The sequence below is a fragment of the Aquabacter albus genome (assembly GCF_040049275.1).
In the GTDB taxonomy this organism is placed as follows: domain Bacteria; phylum Pseudomonadota; class Alphaproteobacteria; order Rhizobiales; family Xanthobacteraceae; genus Aquabacter.
The window spans coordinates 120,814-138,229 of sequence record NZ_JBDZDT010000008.1; the positions used below are offsets into that span (position 1 = coordinate 120,814).

At 65.2% G+C, this 17,416-nt stretch carries 14 protein-coding genes; 4 read left to right on the plus strand and 10 right to left on the minus strand.

The genetic code is table 11. The annotated features are described in order from the left end of the window. Positions 1 to 62: 62 nt before the first annotated feature. From ABLE91_RS20800 to ABLE91_RS20840, 9 genes are all read right to left on the minus strand, one after another. The gene (locus ABLE91_RS20800) at positions 63 to 1,304 is read right to left on the minus strand and encodes a CoA transferase (protein WP_348933925.1); all 1,242 of its coding nucleotides are present in this window, start codon (positions 1,302 to 1,304) and stop codon (positions 63 to 65) included. Between the two features lie 231 nt (positions 1,305 to 1,535). Next, positions 1,536 to 2,024 (minus strand): ribonuclease E activity regulator RraA, encoded by a 489-nt coding sequence (gene rraA, locus ABLE91_RS20805; RefSeq protein ID WP_348933926.1) that lies wholly within the window; start codon positions 2,022 to 2,024, stop codon positions 1,536 to 1,538. Positions 2,025 to 2,077: 53 nt separating this feature from the next. Continuing rightward, positions 2,078 to 2,419, minus strand: a complete 342-nt coding sequence (locus ABLE91_RS20810) for a YdhR family protein (RefSeq protein WP_348933927.1) — start codon at positions 2,417 to 2,419, stop codon at positions 2,078 to 2,080. 166 nt (positions 2,420 to 2,585) lie between these two features. Next, entirely contained in the window at positions 2,586 to 3,443 is an 858-nt protein-coding gene (locus ABLE91_RS20815; RefSeq protein ID WP_348933929.1) for a helix-turn-helix domain-containing protein, read from the minus strand. A 31-nt stretch (positions 3,444 to 3,474) separates the two neighbouring features. Then, positions 3,475 to 6,183, minus strand: a complete 2,709-nt coding sequence (locus ABLE91_RS20820) for a 2-oxoglutarate dehydrogenase E1 component (RefSeq protein ID WP_348933931.1) — start codon at positions 6,181 to 6,183, stop codon at positions 3,475 to 3,477. A 154-nt stretch (positions 6,184 to 6,337) separates the two neighbouring features. After that, positions 6,338 to 7,456: an isocitrate/isopropylmalate dehydrogenase family protein gene (locus tag ABLE91_RS20825; protein WP_348933933.1), complete on the minus strand. Its 1,119-nt coding sequence runs from the start codon at positions 7,454 to 7,456 to the stop codon at positions 6,338 to 6,340. Positions 7,457 to 7,480: 24 nt separating this feature from the next. After that, a complete protein-coding gene (locus ABLE91_RS20830; RefSeq protein ID WP_348933934.1) occupies positions 7,481 to 8,362 on the minus strand; it encodes an amidohydrolase family protein in 882 nt (293 codons plus the stop codon). A gap of 12 nt (positions 8,363 to 8,374) precedes the next feature. After that, the gene (locus ABLE91_RS20835) at positions 8,375 to 8,977 is read right to left on the minus strand and encodes an HD domain-containing protein (protein WP_348933936.1); all 603 of its coding nucleotides are present in this window, start codon (positions 8,975 to 8,977) and stop codon (positions 8,375 to 8,377) included. A 25-nt stretch (positions 8,978 to 9,002) separates the two neighbouring features. Then, a complete protein-coding gene (locus tag ABLE91_RS20840; protein ID WP_348933938.1) occupies positions 9,003 to 10,076 on the minus strand; it encodes an Ldh family oxidoreductase in 1,074 nt (357 codons plus the stop codon). 516 nt (positions 10,077 to 10,592) lie between these two features. Between ABLE91_RS20840 and ABLE91_RS20845 the strand changes: the two genes are divergently transcribed. From ABLE91_RS20845 to ABLE91_RS20855, 3 genes are read left to right on the plus strand one after another with little or no spacing between them, the layout of a single operon-like run. Continuing rightward, on the plus strand, positions 10,593 to 12,281 hold the full coding sequence (locus ABLE91_RS20845) for an acyl-CoA dehydrogenase family protein (protein ID WP_348933939.1): 1,689 nt from the start codon (positions 10,593 to 10,595) through the stop codon (positions 12,279 to 12,281). A gap of 54 nt (positions 12,282 to 12,335) precedes the next feature. Beyond that, on the plus strand, positions 12,336 to 13,181 hold the full coding sequence (locus ABLE91_RS20850; RefSeq protein WP_348933941.1) for an HTD2 family dehydratase: 846 nt from the start codon (positions 12,336 to 12,338) through the stop codon (positions 13,179 to 13,181). A gap of 2 nt (positions 13,182 to 13,183) precedes the next feature. Continuing rightward, positions 13,184 to 13,984 (plus strand): HpcH/HpaI aldolase/citrate lyase family protein, encoded by an 801-nt coding sequence (locus tag ABLE91_RS20855; RefSeq protein ID WP_348934354.1) that lies wholly within the window; start codon positions 13,184 to 13,186, stop codon positions 13,982 to 13,984. Positions 13,985 to 14,085: 101 nt separating this feature from the next. Here the strand turns inward: ABLE91_RS20855 and ABLE91_RS20860 are convergent, their stop codons facing one another. Further along, positions 14,086 to 14,919 carry a Bug family tripartite tricarboxylate transporter substrate binding protein gene (locus tag ABLE91_RS20860; protein WP_348933943.1) on the minus strand — a complete coding sequence of 278 codons (834 nt, stop codon included), beginning with the start codon at positions 14,917 to 14,919 and terminating at the stop codon, positions 14,086 to 14,088. A gap of 1,050 nt (positions 14,920 to 15,969) precedes the next feature. Here ABLE91_RS20860 and ABLE91_RS20865 point away from each other — a divergent pair. Beyond that, on the plus strand, positions 15,970 to 17,070 hold the full coding sequence (locus ABLE91_RS20865) for an MHYT domain-containing protein (protein WP_348933944.1): 1,101 nt from the start codon (positions 15,970 to 15,972) through the stop codon (positions 17,068 to 17,070). The last annotated feature ends 346 nt before the right edge of the window (positions 17,071 to 17,416 follow it).

Sequence of the window (17,416 nt, forward strand, 5' to 3'; positions counted from 1 at the left end):
GAGCCCTTGCCAACTCGATTGTCAACGAAATTTGAAATTAGTATTCACTATGTGAAATACAATTAGGAGGCGCGTGGAAGCGCTACCTCCGCTCCTGCGACGATCCCCTTGTCGTGAAGCCCTCCGATCTGGCCGGAGGAAAGCCCGAGGACATTTGCGAGTATCTCATCGGTATGCTCGCCAAGATGCGGAGCGCCTCCTGGCCCGATGCGCTCGGCACCCATGAAACTCGCGGCTGCGCCGGGGGTCGGGTATCGAAGGCTTCCTTGGTGCGCAATCGTCGAGAAAATGGGGTTCTCCGTGCACAATCGGCCATCCTCGGTGATGGCTTCCTTGAGCGTGCGGTAAGGTGCCCAACAAACCCCTGCCCCATCAAAAGCGGAAGAAAGTTCGCTTGCGGTCCGGCGGGAAACGGCAGCTTCAACCAGAGGGAACAGGCGATCGCGATGGCGGAATCTCAGACCCTCGTCGTGCTTGAAAGATGCGCCGATTTCCATTTCCAGCGCCCCGACCTGAGCTTCCAGGCCGAGAACAGCCAGAAGCCCGGACCACTGGCGCGACGTTATCGCGACGATCATGAGGCGATGCCCGTCGGATGTCGCGAAATCACGGCCGAATGCGCCGAAGAGATCGTTCCCCATGCGCGGGCGATCCTCACCCGCCAGCACCTCAGCCACGTTGCCGAGATTGGCCAGGGTCGCAATGGCCATGTCGGAGAGTGGAATTCGCACCTCCTGCCCGATCCCACCGTCGCGCCGACGACGCTCGGCCGCCAGCAGCGCAAACGCGGCGTAGGCGCCTGTCGTTAGATCCCAGGCCGGCAGGACATGGTTGACGGGCAGGTCTCCGAGGCTGCTGGGGCCGGTCATATAGGGCACGCCGACCGCTGCATTGACCGTATAGTCCACCGCGGTCTGCCCATCATTCCAGCCCATGACACGGACCGAGATGAGATCCGCCCGCCGGCTGGCAAGCCTCGCATGGGACAGGAAGCCGTCCGGGGGATAGTTCGTCACGAACAGTCCAGTGTTGGGACCGGGCGCCGTGATGAGTTCGGCGGCGAGTTCACGCCCTTCGGGCCTGGAGAGATCAATGGCGACGGATTTCTTCCCCTTGTTGAGCCCCTGCCAGTAGAGGCTCTCTCCGGTGGGCGCCAAGGGCCAGCGGTGACGGTCGGGTCCTCCACCGATCGGATCCAGCCGAATGACCTCTGCACCCAGCTGAAGCAGATAAAGTCCGCATAGCGGCCCCGCGACGAAGGACGCGGCCTCCACCACCCGGATGCCTCCAAGCAAATCGTACATGGAACTCACCTTCGAAAATTAGAGGCCGCTTTCGATAGCTGACAGCAGGCTTTGGAGGGCTGCAGATGCTGCCTCCAGGCGGCTCTTCGCGGGCGTCGGGAAAATCGCCGGCGGGTATTACAGACTGAGGTGCAGTGAGGGGGAGCAATGGGCTTGGGCGCACCAGAGACACCGCCATTGGCGATCATGCTGGTGTGGTCAGCCTCCTGGAATCATCAGGTCGGCATCCGCTCAATCGAGCGGCCCATCAGCGACAATCAGGCCATCCTCATCCGCGTAGACCCAGCCGCCGGGCTGAAACACGGCATCGCCGAAGTGAAGCGGCACATCGATCTCGCCTGCGGTGGTCACGGTGCTTCTCCAGGGCGTGGAGCCCAACGCCAGAATCCCGATATCGAGCGTGCGCAGAACGCCCACGTCGCGCACCGCGCCACGGATGATCATGCCGGCCCAGCCGTTGGAGACCGCCAGCCCCGCGACCCGATCGCCGGAGAGGGCACTGCGCAGCGAACCGCCACCATCGGCGACCAGCACGGCCCCCTGCCCCTTCTCCGCCAGCACCTGCTTGATGAGGCCATTGTCCTCATGACACTTTACGGTGCGGATGGGCCCGCTGAAGGCGCGGCGTCCGCCGAAATGAGCGAACACGATACCGCAGCTCCGGATGCGGCCGGACGTTTGATAGACGTCTACGAGATCAGTGGTGGCTTTGTCGCTCATGCGTCCTCCTTCGCGAAGCCGTGCAGGGATTGCCGGCTCTTCTTGGCGGAAAATCAGGCGGCGCCGTTGATGGGCGCAACGGCCGGTGGGATCGGGCCGTGGGTGATGCGGCTCATCTCGTCACGGACGTCGAAGATCTCCATCCGCACGTCCGAAAGGGCCGGATTGCTCTTGGCCTTCTGGCCACGCGGAGATGCTGCATAGGCCTCGGCATCGGCGCGTGTGGCAAACAGGAAAAGCCCCCCGCTCTGGCGCTGTTCCGGCTCGTCGAGCCAGAGCTTCCAGACCAAGCCCGGCACGTCGAGGAAGGAGCGCGCGCGCTCCTCGGTATAGGCCTTGGCCCATTCGGCAGGGTCTGCAGTGTAGGTGTAGCTGACCTTGAAAATGGTGGCCATTGGCGTGCCCTCCCGATGCGTCCGGCGGATCGGTTCTCCGCCGTCATTTTCATTTTATTCGCTTGTTGAAAATTATATTCATTTTTCTATCGACGCAAGCCAAAAGCCACCCCGCTGCCGCCCGGGTCAGCAGCGGGGCCTGACGATGGCTTTTGTGGTGAAAGGGCTAGCTGGGCGAAGCGGTGCGTCGGCGGCGCTGTGCCACACCTTTCGCGCCGGGCGCGCTCTGCCCGCCGATGAGGCCGGCATCCTGCGACAACAGCTCGGCAATGGTGCCGGCAGCGCGGCGCAGCGATGGCAGGATCTGCGCCAGGATGCGTTTGCGCTGGCCAGCGCTGTCGAGCACGAGGCTACTCAAGGCGGCGACGATGCGGCCATTCACAATGATGGGTACAGCCACCGCCCAGATGCGCGAGTGGTAGATCTCGTCCAGATACGTCTCATCGGCGAAAGCGTGGCCTTCGCGCCGGGCGAAGGCGAGGCGCTCCGGCAGCTTCTTGCGCAGCTCCGGGCTGGTGTCCCAGCGGCTCTCGGAACTGTCGAGACGCCGCAACATGTCCTCCACTTCCACATCGGACAGGCTGGCGAGATAGACGAGGCCCGTCGCGGTGGCGAGGATCGGAATGCGCGCTCCGAGCCTGCCGGGAATGGACATGCCCTGTGCGCCGCGATTCGTATAAGCGATGATCATGCCGTCGCGCTCGAACACCGCAAGGTTCGAGGGCCAGCCGATCTCCGCGCGCAAGTTCTCGATCAGCGGCGTCGCAAGCTGCACAAGGCGCGATGTGGCGTTGAACCCTCGGCTCAGGGCGAGTGTCTGCGCGGTTACGCCATAGGCTGCGGAGTCCGGCTCGCGATAGACATAGCCAGCGCTCATCAGTGTTTCGAGAATGCGGATGATCGTCGGCTGGGGCAGCCCCGCCCGCTTGGCAATGTCGGTGGCGACGACGGGGCCGACCTCATTGATGATCCTGAGAATATCCAGGCCCCTCAGAATTGCGCGGACAGGCTCGAAGGATGCCATGGATGTTCAACTTTTCTCTGATTCCCCCACATCAGCTATCGGATACTGACGAGAGGTCAAGAGCCCGGGCCAGCAGGTCGCGCTGCTCCGCCTCGTGGCGCTCAACCGAACCGGCGGCAGAGACGGGCATGGCGGGACGCCCCGCATAGCCGAGCGGCACCTTGCCACTCAGCTCACGCAGCACATGATGCCATGGCCCCTGATTCCTCGGCTCCTCTTGGCACCACACCCACTCGGCCCCGGAATAGGTCTCCCGCAGCTTCGCCAAGGCGTGGTGAGGGAAGGGATAGAGCTGCTCCACCCGCACCAGGGCGATTTCCCCGGAAAGGCCGGCTGCGGCACGTGCCTCGGCCAATTCGTAATGAATCTTGCCCGAGCTCAGTACGACGCGACGCACCTTGCCGGGATCCACGCCCATATCCGGAAGCAGCGGACGGAATCGCGTGCCCGGTCCCATGTCCGCGAGCGGCGACACCGCCGCCTTGGCTCGCAGCAGGGACTTCGGGGCGATCACGAAAAGCGGTTTGCGCCAGGGCGCGAGCATCTGGCGCCGGAGCAGATGGAACAGATTCGCAGGGGTGGAGGGATTGACCACCAGCATGTTGCCGGCCGCACAGAGCTGAAGCAGACGCTCGATCCGCGCGGAGGAGTGATCGGGCCCCTGCCCTTCCAATCCATGGGGGAGCAGCACCACGAGCCCGGATTGCAAGCCCCACTTGGCCTCGGCCGAAGCCACATACTGGTCGACCATCACCTGGGCACCGTTGAGGAAATCGCCGAACTGGGCCTCCCACATGACGAGCTGACGGGGATCGGCGAGGCTGTAGCCATATTCGAAGCCGAGCACGGCATATTCCGTGAGCGGGCTGTTCACCGCCTCAAGCCTCGCGCCCTCCTGCGCCAGCGCCGAGAGCGGAAAAAAGCTGCCCGCGCCGTCCTCTGCATGGAGGGCAAGGTGGCGCTGGGTGAAGGTACCTCGCACAGCGTCCTGGCCGGAGAGACGCACGGGGATGCCTTCCGCGAGCAGGCTGGCGAACGCCAGAGCCTCTGCCGTGGCGAAGTTGAGCCCATCGCCCTCGGTGATCGTGGCATTGCGCGCTTCGTAGAACTTTCGCACCTTCCAATGGGGTTCTAATCCTTCGGGTACAAGCCCGGTAGAGCCGCCAAGGCGGCGCAGCTCATCAAGATCGAGCCCGGTGGCGACGTCGTCGCGCATCAACGCTTCCTCGTCTGCAGCCGCGACCGTTTCCCACGCGCGCCCCTGGTCGATACGGCTGTTGTCACGGAAGCTGGCGCTCGCGTCGTAGCTCGCGCGCAATTCCTCCCGGAAGGTTTCTACCGCAGCCCCCGCCCGGGCCTCGGCCTCGGGAAAGAGAGCCTTCACCTGTGCGGCGAAGCTGGTGCGCACCGGCGCATGGGTGTCGATGGCAGCCCAGGTGGCTGGCTGGGTGAACCGTGGCTCGTCCAGCTCGTTGTGGCCATACCGGCGATAGCAGACGAGGTCGATGAGCACATCCTTGCCGAACCGCCGGCGCCAGCCGTAGGCGATCTGCGCCACCCGGGCGACGGCGAGCGGGTCGTCAGCATTGACGTGCAGGATGGGTGCCCCGACCGACTTGCCAATATCGGTGCAATAGCGCGAGCTGCGTCCTTCGGAAGGGAGCGTGGTGAAACCGATCTGGTTGTTGACCACCAGATGCACGCTCCCGCGCACCGAATAGCCGGCAAGTCCGCCGAGCTGCATGATCTCGCTGATCAGGCCCTGGCCCGAGAAGGCCGCATCCGTGTGCAGCAGGACGCAGAACGTCCGGGTCGGGTCCACATCGCGTCCGGCCTGCGTGGCGCGCGCTTGGCCGAGGGTGACGGGCGCGACCACGGCAAGATGCGAGGGATGGGGCAAGAGCCGCACCCGCATGGTGCGCCCATCGTGGTTGAGCTCGCCCGCATAGCCGAGATGATAGGGCACGTCCCCAGTAAAGGTGACGCTGCCGTCAGTGAAATCGTGCCCCTTCAGCTCGCCAAAGAGCGCGGCGAGAGGCTTTCCGAGCACGGTGGCGAGCAGCGAAAGACGGCCGCGATGCATGCCGCCCATCACGACATCGTCCACATCCGGAGACGCCGACAGTAACAACTCGCGCAGGAAGGCGATGGCCGCCTCCCCGCCCTCGACGCCGAACCGCTTCTTGGTGGGGAATTTGAGGCGGCAGAAGCCCTCGAACTCGTCTGCAAGGGCGATGGACGTGAGCGCGCGGCCAAGGACACCGCCATCCGGCGGGGCCCCGAAAGCGGCCTCCATGGCCGCATAGAACCACTCGCGCTCCCCTTCATCGGTGAGGTGCGCGGCCTCGATGCCCACATGTCCCGCGTAGATGCGGGAGAGGTCGTCATTGAGGGCACTCAGGGAGTATCGCTGCGCACGGCCGGCGAGCTTGATGTCCACCACCTCCTCCCCGGCCTCGTCCGCATCTGCCCGGAGGCGATTGAGCAGCGGAACGGTCTCGCGGGGCGCGAGGCCGAGCGGGTCGAGGGCCGCTTCCAGATGTCCGTACTGGCGGTAGGCGTCGCAAAGCAGCGGGGCGAGATAGTGCGCAGTGGACCGCTGCGGGGACGGTGCGGAAGCGTCCTCGAACGTGGTCTCGAAATAGAAGGCCCAGTCCGCCGGAACCGATGACCTGTCGCGCCGATACCGGGAATAAAGGTCAAGGAAGAAGGCGTTGTCGCCGCCGACCGGCAAATGCATGGGCTGCGTCTTCCGATATTCAGGAACGGTCGCCCGGAACTGAGCCGCGCAATAGACTAGGCGCGCAACCCAGTGCCGGCCTCGCATTCCAGGCTTTAACTTTGAAACATGTATTCGACAAGCGAATAAAATAGCCCGCCGGCGGGCGAGGGCATCACCCCCCGGATGCCGCAAGGCGCTCGACGGCGGCGGCCACATGCCCCGCGAACGCCTCGGTTCCAGCCGTGCCGCCGAGATCGCGCGTGCGCTTCTCCGGCGCGCCAATGGCCTCGTCCAGCGCGGCCTCGATCAGCTCGGACGCCTTGACGAGGCGCGGGTCGCCGCGCCGCTCGCCGAGCCAGGACAGGAGCATCGCCGCTGAAGAGATGAGCGAGGACGGATTGGCAACCCCCTTGCCCGCGATGTCGGGCGCCGAGCCGTGCTGTGCCTGCGCAACCGCATACTGGCTGCCGGCATTGAGGGAGGCGGCAAGGCCGAGGCTGCCGGAGATTTCGGATGCTTCGTCGGAGAGAATGTCACCGAACATGTTGGTGGCCACCACGACGTCGAACACGCTGGCGTCGCGGATCAGCAGCGCAGCCATGGCGTCGATGATCTTCTCGTCATAGGCGACGTCCGGATACTCCTTCGCCACCGCGCGGGCGCACTCCACGAAGAGGCCGTCCGACACGCGCAGCACGTTGGCCTTGTGGATCGCCGTCACCTTGTTCCGCCGGCGGCGGGCAAGCTCAAAAGCGGAGCGCACGATGCGGGTCGAGCCTTCGCGGGTGATCTTGCGCACCGCCAGGGCAACATCCGGCGTCGGCATGAACTCGCCCGAGCCCACGAACATGTTCCGGTCGGCATAGAAGCCTTCCGTGTTCTCGCGCACAACCACAAGGTCGATGGGCGAGCCGCAACGCGGCGGGAAACCGGGCCGGGACTTGGCAGGGCGGATATTGGCATAGAGGTCGAGCCGCTTGCGGAGCTGACCCGAGGGGTTGAGGCCGCCCTTGGCGGCGGGGGGATAGTCCATGTGCGAGACCGGACCGAGGATCACGCCGTCCACCGCCTTCGCTACGACCTCCACGTCGTCATGGAAGGTGGTGCCGTGCTTCTCCAGGCTGGCAAAGCCGATGAGCTCCGTTTCGAAAGCGAAGGAGAGGCCGAGGGCCCGCTCCGCCGCCCGCAGCACGGCGAGAGTGGCATTGCAGATCTCGGCACCGATGCCGTCACCTTCGAGCACCAGCAGGCGGACGGGGGATTGGGTCTTGTCCACGATAACCTCGTTCATCGCATCGTTTCGGCAGGAGCCCGCTCAGGCGGGCGGAAATCCATAAAGACGGGCCGGGTTGTCCACGAGCACACGGCGCAGCAACTGCGCATCCCCGAGCGCCTCCCCCAGCAATGACAGCAGCGCGCCGTCATCGAGCGGCCGGTGCGGGTTCAAAGGCATCTCACCACCAGCGCCCCCTGCGTGGCGGCCGGTGTGTGGCCAATCGCTGCCCCAGACCACCCGTTCGGGATTGGCGGCGACGAGCGCACGCATGACCGGCACGGCGGGGGCGAAATCCGTATCGGAACCTGTGACCCGGTCCGCACCGGACAGCTTCACCCAGCATGCTCCGGTCGAAAGCAGCTCCTTCAGCGTCTGAAAGGCGGGGCTGTCCAAGTGACCGGGCTTGGTGAGTGCCATATGGTCGAAGACCAGCGGCACGCCGGCCGTCCGGATGGATTCAGCGGCCCCGGCAATGGAGGCGAGGGACGCGAAAATCTGGATTTGCCACCCGAGCGGGGCGAGCCGCGGAACAAGCCCGGCAATGGCTCCAGAAATCGCCTCCGCGCTGTCTGATCCTTTTGCATTGAGCGTCACACGCACACCGCGGACGCCGGCGGCGTCCATGGCAGCGAGATCCGCATCCTGGGTCGACGCGTCTATGGCAACAATGCCCCGCCCGGCGCCCCCCATGCGACGCAAGGCATCCAGCAGGCAGGAATTGTCCACGCCGTATGGGCTCGGCTGAACGAACACCACCCGCGCGAGGCCGAGCGCGGCCGCCCGGGCCAGGTAGTCCTCCAGGGTTGCCGGCGGCGGTGTGTAGCTGCGCTTTGGCGAGAGGGGGAAGTCCGCCTCCGGCCCGAACACGTGCATATGGCAGTCGCAGGCCCCTGCCGGCATTGAGAAGGAAAGAGAGGTCATCGTCCCGGCGGCTCAGACGAATTCGACGCGGCTGGCAAAGGTCTTGCCCTTGCCCTGGATCACGCCGATGTCTGAATCTGCGAAGTCTGCGTAGAACAGATAGGACGCTTCCAGCGTGTTGGAGCGCAGCCCCGAGGCATGGGTGTGAGTGAGCACCAGGTGCGCCACCTCCAGCGGCAGGCCGTGGGCGAACACCTTATGGGTCGCATAGCCCGCATGCTGGATCTTGGAGCCGAGCTCGCTCTTCTTCCCCGGCAGGGCTGGCCCGCCCGTTGGCTTGCCGGATGGGTCCGGCTCGATCTCCACCACCTTGCTGACATCATGCAGCAGGCAGGCGGCCAGCAGATACTGGTGGTTATAATCTTGCCCATGAAGGCGCTTGCCGATCTCCGCGAGCTCCAGCGCCATGACGGTCACGCCGCGAACATGGTCGATGAGCCGCCGCCCCTTCTCTGCATCGAGATTCTTCGGCACATCCTCAAAGCGGTCCCACGCGCACTCGTCAGCAATCTCCAGCCAGATGTCGATGACACCCTTGCGGAGCTGCGGGTCCGTGAGCCCTTCGATTTCGGGCAACAGCCGGATCAAGCCGGCCGCATCGATCTTTACAGCCATTTGCGTATCCTCGGTCTCAGCTCGATCAGGCGTTGCCGAAGGCGATGCGCTTCGCTTCCTCGCGCGGAACGCCGAATGCCTCGCCTGCCTCCAGAAGCTGTTCCCAGGTCTTCTCATCAAGCTCGATGCCGGTCTCGCGGCGCTTCTTTCGATTCAGCACCTCAAACTCGCCCGGCATCAGGACGCCTTCGGGATTGGGCGAGGGGGATTCCTTGATCCATTCGGCATAGTCCATGACCTGCTGGGTCAGCCCGTGCCCGTAGCCGAGCTGGGCCACGTCGATATGGATCGCCACCATATTGTTGTGGGGATACCACTCGCACGGCTCGCCACGGTAATTGGCGCCTGCTCCGCTGAGGATGCCGCCAAACAGGTCCGTGAAGATGCAAAGGCCCGAGCCCTTGTGCCCGCCGAACGGCAGCAGGGCGCCGGGTGGCGGTCCATAGAGCGCATTCGGATCGTCGGTGAGCTTGCCGTTGGCATCGACGACGCAGGCTTCGCGCAGCGGCGTGCCCCGATTGCGCGCGAGACGCACCTTGCCCATGGCGACGGAGGCGGTGGAAATGTCGAGGATGACAGGGTCCTTCCCCTCCACCGGCATGCCAAGGCAGACAGGCCCCGAATTAAGCCTGCGGTCGCTGCCGCCGAAGGGGGCGAGCTGAGCCCCGCCGGGACGGGCGGAATTGGCGAAGTAGATGGTAGCCTGGCCGGCTTCCGCTGCCCGCTCCGCCCAGGCGCCGAGGCGCCCGAAATGTCCGGCCTCCCGCACCGTGACCATGGCGATGCCGCTCTTGCGCGCCTTGGCGATGCCGGCATCCGTGGCGTCGTGCGCCACCACCTGCCCGTAGCCGTGATTGCTCTCCAGCACCAGAAGGCTGTCGGTCTCCAGCATCGTTGTCGCCGGCCTGTTGGGAAACAACTCGCCCTTCTTCACCGCGTTGACATAGGCCGCGACGCGGATGACGCCGTGTGAATCATGCCCGGAGAGGCATGCATCCACCACGTGGTTGGATACGATATCCGCTTCGCGCTCATCGCTTCCGGACTTCAGGAAGAGGAGACGGGAGAGATCCTTCAGGCGGTCTGAACTGAACAGCATGGCGTCCTCGGTCGGTCATCGAAAGCGGGGGCTAAGCCCGGCGCCTTGAGGGAAGAAGCCGGCGCGTACGCCGGCACCTCGAAGTTGCAGATCCTGGACTGGGCCGAGGCGATCAGGGGAGGGAGGAGAGTGCGCTTGGCACGATGCCGGCCATGAGCTTGGGGATCGAGGCTTCGGGGACGAAGCCGTCGGGGCACGATCCAGAAAGTCGCTCATCGCTCCTCCGAGTGCGTGATACCGAGCAGGCGCGGCGCGGCGAAGCGCCGACAACTCGATCTTTGGACAACCGGGCGCCGGCAACCGGACGGCATATCCGCACGCCTGCCGGTCTTGCGTTCCTCCCGTGCGACCCACGCGGATCGCCACCCATTCCAGGGACTTGCAGGAACGCTAATGGCGTTCAGAAAATTCATCAAGAGAATAAACTGTTCACCAGATGATTTTTTCCGTGACGTCGCGCATGAGCTCCGACTAAGCCTGTGCACCGAAAAAACAGTCCGCCGGGAGGGTGATGAGATGTCCGTGAGCGCCGCTGTTATGAGCATCGAGAAAGAGCGGCTCGACGCCGTCGCCCTTGGCCGCACCGCGAGCGGCCTTCTGGAGAAGCTGCTGGCGGAAGCCACCTCCGCCGTGCGGGCGCGGGTGAGCGAGGGCGGCAGGCTCTCCGCCAAGCTGCTCGATGAAGAGCAGCGCGCCACCCACGGCCTCGCCTGGCTCGCAACTTACGTCTTCGGCGTGCGCGAGCTGGTCCATTACGCTGACCGGCTCACCGAGATGGGCAGGTTCGGTGAGACTGAGCGCCTTCTGGTGCAGATCGGCCTCGGCGAATATGTCGCCCAGGTGCTCGGCGGCATCTCCATGAGCCAAGGCGAGGTGGTGCGCCTCGAAGACCTGTTCGTCGCCCCTGACCTCATCGCCGAGCTGCGCGCGGACGCGGCCATCGCCGCCCTCCTGCGCGGCGGCAACACCTCTGCCGCCCGCGCCGCGCTCGCCGCCATCATCCGCGAGACCGGGTCGACCACCATCGGCGATGCCGGCCTCGACGAGACCATGGAGGCCATGCGCACCGAGATGCGCCGCTTCGTGGAGGCGGAGGTGGCCCCCCACGCCCATGAGTGGCACCTGGAGAACGCCTATATCCCCATGGAGGTGATCCAGGGCCTCGCCGATCTCGGCGTGTTCGGCCTCACCATCCCCGAGGAATATGGCGGCCTCGGCCTGCCCAAGGAGGCCATGTGCCTCGTCACCGAGGAGCTCTCGCGCGGCTATATCGGCGTGGGATCGCTGGGCACCCGCTCGGAGATCGCGGCGGAGCTGATCCTCGGCGGCGGCACCGACGCGCAGAAGGACAAGTATCTCCCCAAGATCGCCTCGGGCGAGATCCTGCCGACCGCGGTCTTCACCGAGCCCAATACCGGCTCGGACCTCGCCTCCCTGCGCACCCGCGCGGTGAAGGAGGGCGAGGTCTACAAGGTCTTCGGCAACAAGACCTGGATCACCCATCCGGTGCGCGCGGACGTGATGACGCTCCTGGTGCGCACCAATCCCGCCGAGCCCGGCTATAAGGGCCTCTCCATGCTGCTGGCGGAGAAGCCGCGCGGCACGGACGCGGACCCGTTTCCCGCCAAGGGCATGACGGGGGGCGAGATCGAGGTTCTGGGCTATCGCGGCATGAAGGAGTTCGAGATCGGCTTCGACGGCTTCGAGGTGCCGGCCGACCAGCTCCTCGGCGGGGTCGAGGGGCAGGGCTTCAAGCAGCTCATGAACACGTTCGAGGCGGCGCGCATCCAGACCGCGGCCCGCGCGGTGGGCGTCGCCCAGTCCGCCATGGAGACGGGGCTGCGCTATGCCGAGGAGCGCATCCAGTTCGGCAAGCCGCTCATCGCTTTTCCGCGCGTGGCCGACAAGATCGTGATGATGGCGGTGGAGATCGCCATCGCCCGCCAGATCACCTATTTCGCCGCTAGAGCCAAGGACGAGGGCCGGCGCACGGACCTGGAAGCGGGCATGTCCAAGCTGCTCGGCGCCCGGGTCGCCTGGGCGGCGGCGGACAATGCGCTGCAGATCCACGGCGGCAACGGCTTCGCGCTGGAGTACCCGGTCTCGCGCCTGCTGTGCGATGCCCGCATCCTCAACATCTTCGAGGGCGCGGCCGAGATCCAGGCCCAGGTCATCGCCCGGCGCCTCCTGGAGGGCGGGAACTGAGCGGGGCATTCCCTGCGCGCCCGCAAACTTCTTCCTCTTTCAGAAAGCAGCCCGATGGCACCTGCGGAGACACTGAATATCGCCCATTTGCGGTCGTGGATCGGGCACGAAGATATCGCGACGGAACACGTCGGCGCGGAGATCGTCCGCAGATTCCACGCCACCTTTGAAGAGCCGACGGACGAGCCCCGACGTGGTGACACGGCACCCCAGCTTCTGCATTTCTGCCTCACCCAGCCCGCGGCGCAAATGTCCGCACTTGGCGAGGACGGTCACCCCGCACGCGGCGGCTTCCTACCGCCCATCCCCTTACCGCGCCGCATGTGGGCGGGAAGCACCCTCACGTTCCATAGCGACCTGAAGATCGGGGAGACGGTTCGCAGAGTCTCCCACATCGCGGACGTGGTCCTGAAAGAGGGGCGGACCGGGCCGCTCTGCTTGGTGACAGTGCAGCACGACATCGACGCCGACGGGCGCGCGATCCTCAGCGAGAGCCAGACCATCGTCTATCTCGGCCTGGGCGATGCGGCGAAAACAGCCGCCGCGCCCGCGCCGGAAGGACGCCACCGGCAGGAGGTTGCCCCCTCTACACCTCTCCTGTTCCGCTATTCCGCGATCACCTTCAACGGCCACCGCATTCACTACGATCGCGCTTACGCCACCCAGGCTGAAGGCTATCCCGGCCTCGTGGTGCACGGTCCCCTCCAGGCGACACTGCTTCTGCGCTACGCTGCTGAATTGCGCGTTGCGCCGCTGGCACGCTTCACCTTCCGAAGCCTTTCGCCCCTGTTCGATACCGAGCCGTTCCTGATGCACGCGGTGGAAGAGGGAGACAGGCTCAAGCTGTGGACAGCATGCACAGGTGGGCCAATCGCGATGATGGCGGAGGCCGGGTGGTGACCATGCAGCCCCTTGATTTCACCGTTCCCCTCTTCGTTCCGGGACACCGGCCCGAGCGGTTCGCGAAGGCTGCCGCCGCCGGGCCGGACGCCGTCATCATCGATCTTGAGGATGCGGTTCCCGCGGACTTGAAACGGGATGCCCAGGCAGCCTTGCGCACCGATTTCTGCGAGTCTCCCGTCCTGGTTCGGATCAATGCAGCGGGAACGCCGTGGCACGCCGGAGACCTCGCCGCGGCCGCGCGGCTCCGTCCCGCAGCCGTGATGTTGCCGAAGGCAGAGGACCCGGCGCTCATCTCCATCATTGTCGCCGATCTCGGACCCGGCATTCCCATCCTGGCCTTGATCGAGACCGCACGCGGCCTTGCGGCGGCTCGCGACATAGCGGCCCATCCCGCGGTTGGTCGCCTGGTCTTCGGCTCGGTGGACCTCTGCGCCGATCTCGGCATGGCGCATGTCCGTGAGGCGTTGCTGTTCGCCCGGTGCGAACTGGTCCTCGCCTCGCGCCTCGCAGGATTGCCCGCGCCCATCGACGGCGTGACCACCAATATCGAGGACGCTGCGGCGGCGACCAGCGATGCCCGCTATGCCCGATCGCTCGGGTTTGGCGGAAAGCTCTCCATCCACCCCCGGCAGATCGCACCCATCCGCGCCGGCTTTCTGCCTGACGCAGAAGAGGTTGCGTGGGCCTATCGTGTGCTTGCCAGCGGGGATGGCGCAACGACCGTGGACGGTGCCATGGTCGATGAGCCCGTGCGGATCCGGGCTCGCTCCATTCTCGCGCGCCAGGCGCGCGCGAGCTAGCTGGGTATCTCGTAACGTATCCAAAGCAGACCGCGATGGATGTGCCTTTACCGGGCTCCCCCCGCGCGGGCACACCCATACGGTGCACAAACAGCGCCCTCTCAGTTCTCCGGCTGAATGTTGGCGTCGCGAATGAGCTGGCCGAGCTTGGTGGTCTCGGCATCCACGAAGGTTTTGAATTGTGCGGCCGACATCGGATCCGGCTGGGCGCCTTGCTCTTCGAGTTTCTTGATCAACGTAGGATCGCGCAACGCCGTCGTGGCGGCAGCGTTGAGGCGCTCGAGGATTGGGGCCGGAGTGCCCGCCGGCGCGAAAAGTCCGTACCAATTGACCAATTCATAAGCCGCCAGTTCGGGGGTCTCTGAAAGAGCCGGAACGTCCGGGAGCCGGGGAAGGCGCTGACGCGAAGTGACACCGATCGGGCGCAGCTTCCCTTCCTTGATGAGCGGCAAAAGTGATGCAGCGCCACTATAGGTCATGCTCACGCGGCCCGTAACCACATCGGTCACGTATGAGCCCGCGCCGCGATAAGGAACTTGAACGATATCGACATTGGCAATCTTGTTGAGCAACGCTCCATTGAGATGCGTAACATTGCCAATCCCGGCATTCGCGAAGGTCAGGATTCCGGGATCCTTCCTTGCCAGCGCTATCAGCTCGGACGCGTCCCGCACCTTCACGTCGCTGGACACGACCAGGACGTTGGCGACGCGCACAACGTTGGTAATCGGTACCAGATCCTTGGCCGGATTGTACGCCAGCTTTGCACCGTAGAGCGCCGGTGCGGCGGCCACCTCGCCGGCCGTTCCCAGCAGGATGGTGTAGCCGTCCGGCGCTGCAGTTGCTGCGGCACGGGCACCCAGCTGGCCGCCCGCGCCGCCGCGGTTCTCAACGACGATGGTCGCCGATCCATTTGGGCTCAATGCGGCTGCCATGGGTCCCGCGAGCAACCGAGCGACGATGTCGCTTGCGCCGCCCGGCGCGAAGCCCACGATCAAGCGGATAGGACGGTCCGGGTAGGTCGATTGAGCATTCGCTGTTGAAGAGCTTCCTGCCGCGAGGCCAAGCAAGCCAAGAAGTAGCGCGGCGACTATACCGCGTCGCGTCCATGGTCGGTGACCGACCTCAAAACCGGTAGCCCTACAATTTACTCCCGTGCTTACATTCATGGCGCGTCTTCTCCCTTGATTTATTTTTCGGAGCTGTCGGCATTTCTCGAACGTTGGCGCTCAGCTCGGTGGCCCCGATGTTCGCGAGGCAAAACAGGGCAACGAGACGGGGCGCCGGCGACCAGAAGAATTCAGATCGAGCGATGCGCTCGGCTTGGTTCACAGCGAGCGACCACCGGGCATTCCCGCACCTATAGATCGCAGGCCGCACTATCCGAGCCCGGTGCCGCCGAAACAAAGCGGCACATCGAGGAAGAAACGGGCTCACATTCTTCGGAATAGATTTTGGCCCGCTCGACAGGACCAGATGGATAGGTGCAGCTGACCTCGAAAGGGGGAGCCATCGGCGTGCTTCCTCACCAGACGGCTTGACGCCATCATCAATTTTTTCATTATTCGCTTGGTGAACATTAAATTCATTTTTATTTCTCGGCAAGCGATATTTCCCCGCGGCCCTGCCCCCAGGCTTCGGCCTCCATGCCGTCCCACGCGTTCAGCAACCGGCAACGTTTCAAACGTTGACGGATAGATGCCGTCAGCTCGGAAAGAGAGGACGATCGCCGGGCCGGACGACCGAGGCTCCTGACCTGCCTCTTCAATGACGCGGGCGCCGACGTAGCCCGCCTTTTTCGACGCCTACGGCCAAGGATCGAGCGCGGAAATCGCCTTCTCGATATTTGCCATGGGCGATGAGAAAAGAGGCGCCGAACCGGGTGGGGCGAATTGTGATCCGCCCGGCTTTGGTAGTAGAAATGTTCAAAAATGCGCCGTCATGGGAGGAACGAAGCGGTGCATGTTCCACATGAGCCATGGCTCGTGGCCCTGTCCGTCCTGGTGGCAATCCAGGGGGCCTATGTGGGCCTGAGCCTTGCTGTGCGCATCAAGGGCACAGACGGTTCTCGGCGCCGCATCTTTCTTGCGGCCTCGTCCATCTGCCTCGCCGTGGCCATCTGGTCCATGCACTTCGTGGGCATGCTGGCGGCGCGCCTGCCCTTCCCCGTGGACTATCTGGTCTTCCCGACCCTGCTCTCGGTGCTGGTCTGCGTGCTGGTGGTGGGCATCGGCATCTTCGCCGCCACGGCCGGGCGGCTGACGCCGCTCTCGCTCGCCGCAGCCGCCACCTTCATGGGGCTCGGCATCGCCTCCATGCACTACATCGGCATGCAGGCGCTCCACGCGAGCGCCCACATGGAGCATGCGCCCCTCTTCGTGGCGGCGAGCGTCATCATCGCCATCGCCGCGTCCGCCCTTGCGTTGCGTCTCGCCGCGCGCTCGGGCCGCCCGCCGCTCTTCCTCTCGGCGGTGGCGCTGGGCATCGCCATTTCCGGCATGCACTATACCGCCATGGCGGGGATGACCATCTTCCCCCATCCCGATCCTCAGCCCCTCGCCCCTGCTTTGTCGCCGGACCTGCTGGCCATCGTGGTGGCCGTGGTGGCCTTCCTCGTGTCCGGTCTTTTCCTGCTGGTGCTGGTGCCCGATCGGCCGGACCGCGACGAGGTGGCACTCGGAGTACCCGCCGGACCGGCCGAGACGATGCCCGAGCCGCCCCCGCGCCATGGTGGGCAGCACCTGCCGGTGGAGCGCGACCGGGCCATCTACCTCCTGCCGGTGGAGGAGATCGTGGCGGTGCGCGCCAATGCCCACTACACGAGCGTGTTCGACGGCACAGCCACCTATTTCTGCTCCCACTCCATCTCGGAAGTAGAGGCGCGCCTCGCCGACACGCGGTTCGTGCGGGTGCATCGCAGCCACATCATCAATCTCGACCGGGTGGTGGCGCTGAAGAACACCGGCGACAACTGCCAGATCGAGCTTACCTCCGGCGGGGAGGCTTATCTGGTGCCGGTGAGCCGCAGCCGCACCGCCTGGCTGAAATCCCAGTTCGGGCTGAAGACGGGGCACGCGGTGTCCTGATCAGGGCTATCGCGGCCCTGCCCGATAGAACCACCGTCATGCCCGGGCTTGACCCGGCCATCCCGGGGGCTCCCGCCGGGTAGAGCTCAAGGGAGAGACATGGATGCCCGGGTCAAGCCCGGGCATGACGGGGGAAATGGGGCGCCCCGTTCCCTCGCCCTGCGCGCCGGAGAGGGCTTGCAGCGCCCCACTCGCCGCACCACAGCAACGCACCTGCGAAACTGCCCCCGCTTCACCGCCCATCCCCTGCCGTGCGAGGGCATACCGGCGCTTTCCGCCATTCGTGCAAGCCTCCCGCAGCTCGTGCAGACGGGCGCCGTTCGTGCAGCCGGCCTTGATGCTGCGC

Excerpts from the sequence above, each read along its gene's own strand:
- ABLE91_RS20800 (WP_348933925.1), bottom strand. The coding sequence starts at position 1,304 with ATGTACGATTTGCTTGGAGGCATCCGGGTGGTGGAGGCCGCGTCCTTC.
- rraA (WP_348933926.1), bottom strand. The coding sequence starts at position 2,024 with ATGAGCGACAAAGCCACCACTGATCTCGTAGACGTCTATCAAACGTCC.
- ABLE91_RS20810 (WP_348933927.1), bottom strand. The coding sequence starts at position 2,419 with ATGGCCACCATTTTCAAGGTCAGCTACACCTACACTGCAGACCCTGCC.
- ABLE91_RS20815 (WP_348933929.1), bottom strand. The coding sequence starts at position 3,443 with ATGGCATCCTTCGAGCCTGTCCGCGCAATTCTGAGGGGCCTGGATATT.
- ABLE91_RS20820 (WP_348933931.1), bottom strand. The coding sequence starts at position 6,183 with ATGCATTTGCCGGTCGGCGGCGACAACGCCTTCTTCCTTGACCTTTAT.
- ABLE91_RS20825 (WP_348933933.1), bottom strand. The coding sequence starts at position 7,456 with ATGAACGAGGTTATCGTGGACAAGACCCAATCCCCCGTCCGCCTGCTG.
- ABLE91_RS20830 (WP_348933934.1), bottom strand. The coding sequence starts at position 8,362 with ATGACCTCTCTTTCCTTCTCAATGCCGGCAGGGGCCTGCGACTGCCAT.
- ABLE91_RS20835 (WP_348933936.1), bottom strand. The coding sequence starts at position 8,977 with ATGGCTGTAAAGATCGATGCGGCCGGCTTGATCCGGCTGTTGCCCGAA.
- ABLE91_RS20840 (WP_348933938.1), bottom strand. The coding sequence starts at position 10,076 with ATGCTGTTCAGTTCAGACCGCCTGAAGGATCTCTCCCGTCTCCTCTTC.
- ABLE91_RS20845 (WP_348933939.1), top strand. The coding sequence starts at position 10,593 with ATGTCCGTGAGCGCCGCTGTTATGAGCATCGAGAAAGAGCGGCTCGAC.
- ABLE91_RS20850 (WP_348933941.1), top strand. The coding sequence starts at position 12,336 with ATGGCACCTGCGGAGACACTGAATATCGCCCATTTGCGGTCGTGGATC.
- ABLE91_RS20855 (WP_348934354.1), top strand. The coding sequence starts at position 13,184 with ATGCAGCCCCTTGATTTCACCGTTCCCCTCTTCGTTCCGGGACACCGG.
- ABLE91_RS20860 (WP_348933943.1), bottom strand. The coding sequence starts at position 14,919 with ATGGCAGCCGCATTGAGCCCAAATGGATCGGCGACCATCGTCGTTGAG.